General features: G+C 63.7%; 5 protein-coding genes. 2 read left to right on the top strand and 3 right to left on the bottom strand.

The genetic code is table 11. The features are described from left to right. The 3 genes from AC4FAH_RS11360 to AC4FAH_RS11350 all read right to left on the bottom strand — a co-directional run. A partial coding sequence (locus AC4FAH_RS11360; protein ID WP_483237138.1) for a phosphate-starvation-inducible protein PsiE occupies nucleotides 1-440 on the bottom strand: 440 nt, incomplete at its 3' end. 102 nt (nucleotides 441-542) lie between these two features. Next, the gene (gene hda, locus AC4FAH_RS11355; protein ID WP_043334111.1) at nucleotides 543-1,241 is read right to left on the bottom strand and encodes a DnaA regulatory inactivator Hda; all 699 of its coding nucleotides are present in this window, start codon (nucleotides 1,239-1,241) and stop codon (nucleotides 543-545) included. 40 nt (nucleotides 1,242-1,281) lie between these two features. After that, on the bottom strand, nucleotides 1,282-2,391 hold the full coding sequence (locus AC4FAH_RS11350) for an AI-2E family transporter (protein WP_043334110.1): 1,110 nt from the start codon (nucleotides 2,389-2,391) through the stop codon (nucleotides 1,282-1,284). 312 nt (nucleotides 2,392-2,703) lie between these two features. Between AC4FAH_RS11350 and purM the strand changes: the two genes are divergently transcribed. Then, nucleotides 2,704-3,786, top strand: a complete 1,083-nt coding sequence (purM, locus tag AC4FAH_RS11345; protein WP_054556274.1) for a phosphoribosylformylglycinamidine cyclo-ligase — start codon at nucleotides 2,704-2,706, stop codon at nucleotides 3,784-3,786. Beyond that, nucleotides 3,783-4,559, top strand: a complete 777-nt coding sequence (gene purN, locus AC4FAH_RS11340; RefSeq protein ID WP_054556275.1) for a phosphoribosylglycinamide formyltransferase — start codon at nucleotides 3,783-3,785, stop codon at nucleotides 4,557-4,559. Before purM ends, purN begins: the two co-directional genes overlap by 4 nt. Nucleotides 4,560-4,605: the final 46 nt, after the last annotated feature.

The following is a 4,605-nucleotide window of genomic DNA, read 5'->3' as shown; positions in this document are numbered from 1 at the left end:
CCCATCGGGTCGATGGCTTTGCTGGAGGGGTATTTGTAGGAGGCGAAGCGCACGGCGAGTACCGAGAGGGCGAGGAAGAAGATGCCGCCACAGAGGTAGAGCAGGCCGATATCGGGGGCCTTGTGGTGGGAGACATCGCCGATGAGGTAGCGCGTCAGCGCGGTGATGGCGATGTAGAGCAGAAAGCGGATCGGCAGGTGGTTGGTCTTGAAGTAGATACCGACCATCGCGCCGAGTTCGAGATAGATGAACAGCAGCAGGATGTCATCGACGCTGGCCGAGCCCTTGGCGAACATCTCGAAGAAGGCCGATACCGAGGCGATGGCAATCGCGCCGCCGATGGCGAACAGGCCGAGATAGTGAAAGCCTTCGACCAGGAAGTTGCCGATCGAGTTGGCTTGCTTGTGCATGCGCTCCCGATGCTTGTCTAACCTGTTCATGCCGCGTGTCCTCAGACAGAGATGATGGAAAGAGACTGCAATATCGGTGCCGCGGTCGTGATGAAGGCAAGATTGGGCCACCGGGCCCGCGCAGGCGCTGCCCTACCAGCCGAGCGTCTGCTTGACGAAGGGAATGGTCAGCTTGCGCTGGGCGGAGAGCGAGGCGTTGTCGAGTTCGCTCATCGCCGCGAACAGGCCCGGCAGGCTGCGCGGCCCGCGATGCAGGATGTAGCGGGCGACTTCGTCGGGCAGTGCAAGGCCGTGGTCACGTGCACGCAATTTGAGCGCTTCGAGGCGCTGGGCGTCATCCAGCCCCGAGAGGTGGAAGGTGACGCCCCAGGAGAGTCGCGAGGCGAGATCCGGCAGGATGACGGGCAGCAGACGCGGTGCGCAGCTGGCGCTGACCAGCAGATGCCGCCCGCCGTCGCGCAGGCGGTTGTAGAGGTGGAACAGCGCCTCTTCCCAGCGCTGACGACCTATCACCACATCGAGATCATCGATGGCGACCAGGTCCATCTCATCCAGCCCTTCGAGCATGTGCGGCGGAAAGTGGCCCAGCTCGTTGAGCGGCAGATAGAAGGCACGCTTGCCCTGCTCGCCCGCCAGATGACAGGCCGCCTGCAACAGGTGGCTACGTCCACTCTGCTCGCCGCCCCACAGATAGACGAAGGGCTCCCCGCCGTCGGCAAGCTGCCCCTTGAGGGCCTCCGCCAGCGAGGTCGAGGTGAAGTGGTAGTTGTCGAAGGTCGCGGCGTCACGTACCCCGACGCCGAGTGCCATCTGTCCCTGAGTCATTGCCATCCGTCATGCTGATTGTTGTTGCCGTGATCTCGTCTCTCGATCACTGGGTATCCTCTGCCGCCGGCGGCGCTGGCTGATCTGCTGCCACCGCGGGGCGAGAATCACGCTGTTGGTCATATAAAGTACTGTTTTTATAGCGATCATGCAGATAACGCAAGAGCACCATGATCACGGCCGCCACCGGCAGGGCCAATAGAATGCCGGTAAAGCCGAACAGCTGGCCGCCCGCCATCACCGCGAAGATGACCGCGACCGGATGCAGACCGATCTTGTCGCCCAGCAGCAGCGGCTGCAGCACCACGCCTTCCAGCAGCTGACCGAGCGCGAAGACTCCACCGACCGCCAGCAGCGCCCACCACTCGCCGAACTGGAAGAAGGCCACCGTGGCCGCGATCAGGATACCGACGATGACGCCCAGATACGGCACGATACTGGCAAGCCCCGCCACCAGGCCGATCAACAGCGCGAACTTGAGCCCGATGATCGCCAGGCCAATGGCGTAGACGATGCCCAGACTCAGCATCACCAGCAGCTGCCCGCGCAGGAAGGCGCCCAGCACCTCATCACAGTCATGCGCCAGACGCGTGGCGGTGGGCTCCATATGGCGCGGCAGCAGGCCCTGCAGCTTCTCCTTCATGCGGTCCCAGTCGAGCAGCAGATAGAAGGTGACGACGGGAATCAGCGCCAGATTGCCCAGCCAGATGGCCATCGCCAGCCCGGACTTGGAGACGGTGCCCAGAAGCGCGGCGGCGAAGGTGCCGGTCTCTTTCCAGTTGCCCAGCAGCAGCGAGCGGACCTGATCGAAGTCGGCGCTGAAATCCAGCCCGGTGAATGACTGGATTTCCGGCAGCACCGTCTCGCGTATCCAGTTGAAGACCACCGGCATGAAGCTGATCAACTGCGCCAGTTGACGCCCGAGCAGCGGCACCAGCACCAGCAGCGCGATCAACAGCACCACCGAAAGCACGCTGAACACCAGCGTGACCGCCAGATGGCGCGACAGGCCCTTGTCTTCCAGCCAGTCGGCCAGCGGGTCACCCAGATAGGCGAGAATCATGCCGATGAAGAACGGCATCAGAATCGGTTCGAGCATCACCAACAGGCCGAGGAAGGCCACGCCTGCGGCCAGCAACCACCATTTACGCTGCATCTTCACTCCTTGAGACAAGCCGTGGGGCACTCGTGACGGCTGACTGCCGACGGCGCACGCATCACCCATTGTTGCCTGTCGCCGAGTCACCCACAAGACACGCGCCGCTCACGCGTCTGACATTGCCTCCCCCGGCGCCATCCAAGGTGCGACAAGGCCTGCCATGACTGGCGTGGCGGCCTTTTCACATTTTGATGCGGTTTTGTGAATCGGCACAGTGTCAGCCGCGAAGCGCAATGCTACAATAGCCGCCTTTCTTTTCCCGCGATCGATCGTGTCTCACCGCCCAGGCCGCACCGACAGGAACCTCACATGACGCAACGCCCCCAGGACTCCTCGCCCAGCAAGACTTCCTTGAGCTACAAGGATGCAGGTGTCGATATCGATGCAGGCAACGCCCTCGTCGAACGCATCAAGGGTGTCGCCAAGCGCACTCACCGCCCGGAAGTGATGGGTGGTCTGGGTGGCTTCGGCGCCCTGTGCGAACTGCCGGCAGGCTACCGCCAGCCCGTGCTGGTCACCGGCACCGATGGCGTGGGCACCAAGCTGCGCCTGGCCATGGACCTCAACCGTCACGACACCATCGGCATCGATCTGGTCGCCATGTGCGTCAATGATCTGGTGGTCGCTGGCGCCGAGCCGCTGCAGTTCCTCGATTACTACGCCACCGGCAAGCTCGACATCGACATCGCCGCTGACGTCGTCACCGGTATCGGCGAAGGCTGCCTGCAGTCCGGCTGCGCGCTGGTCGGCGGCGAGACCGCTGAAATGCCGGGCATGTACGAAGGCAGCGACTACGACCTGGCCGGCTTCTGCGTCGGTGTGGTCGAGAAGTCCGAGATCCTCGACGGCAAGAAGGTCGGCGCAGGCGACGTGATTCTGGGTCTGGCCTCCTCCGGCCCGCACTCCAACGGCTACTCGCTGATCCGCAAGATTCTCGAAGTCGCCGATGCCTCCCTGCTGGAGCAGGAAATCGACGGCCAGCCGCTGGCTGACGCCCTGATGGCGCCGACGCGCATCTACGTCAAGCCGCTGCTGTCGCTGCTCAAGGAAAGCGGCCTGTCCGTGCACGCCATGTCCCACATCACCGGTGGCGGCCTGCTCGAGAACATCCCGCGCGTGCTGCCGGAAGACTGCACCGCCGAGATCGACGTCGCCAGCTGGAAGCGTCCGGCGGTCTTCGACTGGCTGCAGCAGCAGGGCAACGTCGAAGAACACGAGATGCACCGCGTGCTGAACTGTGGTGTCGGCATGGTCGTGGTCGTCGCTGAATCCGACGCCACCGCCGCGCGCGCTCACCTGGAAGCCCAGGGCGAGACCGTCTTCACCCTCGGCAGCATCCGCGCCCGCAACGGCATGGAAGAGCAGGTCCAGCTGGAGAATCTGTCCGCATGATCGAACCGAATACCAACGCCTCCAACGGTGACACTCTCGGCGGCTTCGGCAACGGTTTCGAGGCAGACGATGCGCCGGTTCGCCCGCGCGTCGTGGTACTGATTTCCGGCAGCGGCAGCAATCTGCAGGCGCTGCTGGAAGCACAGGAACACGACGAGCTGGGCGGCGACGTGGTCGCGGTCATCTCCAACAAGGCCGATGCCTATGGTCTGGTGCGTGCGCGTGACGCCGGCGTCGATGCCGTGGCGCTGCCGCATGAGGAGTATGAGTCCCGCGAGCATTATGACGCCGCGCTGATCAAGGTGATCGAGCGTCATGAACCGGACCTCATCGTGCTGGCCGGCTTCATGCGTATCCTGTCGCCGCTGTTCGTGCAGTACTTCTTCGGGCGTCTGATGAATATTCACCCGTCGCTGCTGCCGGCCTGGCCGGGGCTTGATACCCATCGCAAGGTATTGGAAGCCGGCGAGAAGGAACACGGCGCCAGCGTGCACTTCGTCACCGAGGAGCTCGACGGTGGCCCGGTCGCGATCCAGGCCGTCGCCAACGTGCTGGAAGGCGATGACGAAGCCAGCCTCAAGGAGCGCGTGCACACGCGTGAGCACCTGATCTACCCGATCGCGGTGCGCTGGTTCCTCGAGGGCCGCCTGAAGCTCGACGGGGAAGTGGCCAAGCTCGACGGCCACAACCTGCCGGTGGGCGGCCTGCGCCTCTCCCACGCCGATGTGGAAGAAGAGCTCAGCGATGAGCTGCCGGAAGGCGAAGAAGACTGATCAGTGACGCTGCCTTGCTGGCAAGGCCGACTGAGCTGATAGCAAG

It is taken from the genome of Cobetia sp., assembly GCF_983723665.1.
The sequence above is the reverse complement of the archived record's forward strand: the minus strand, read 5'-3'. Positions and strand labels throughout refer to the sequence as shown.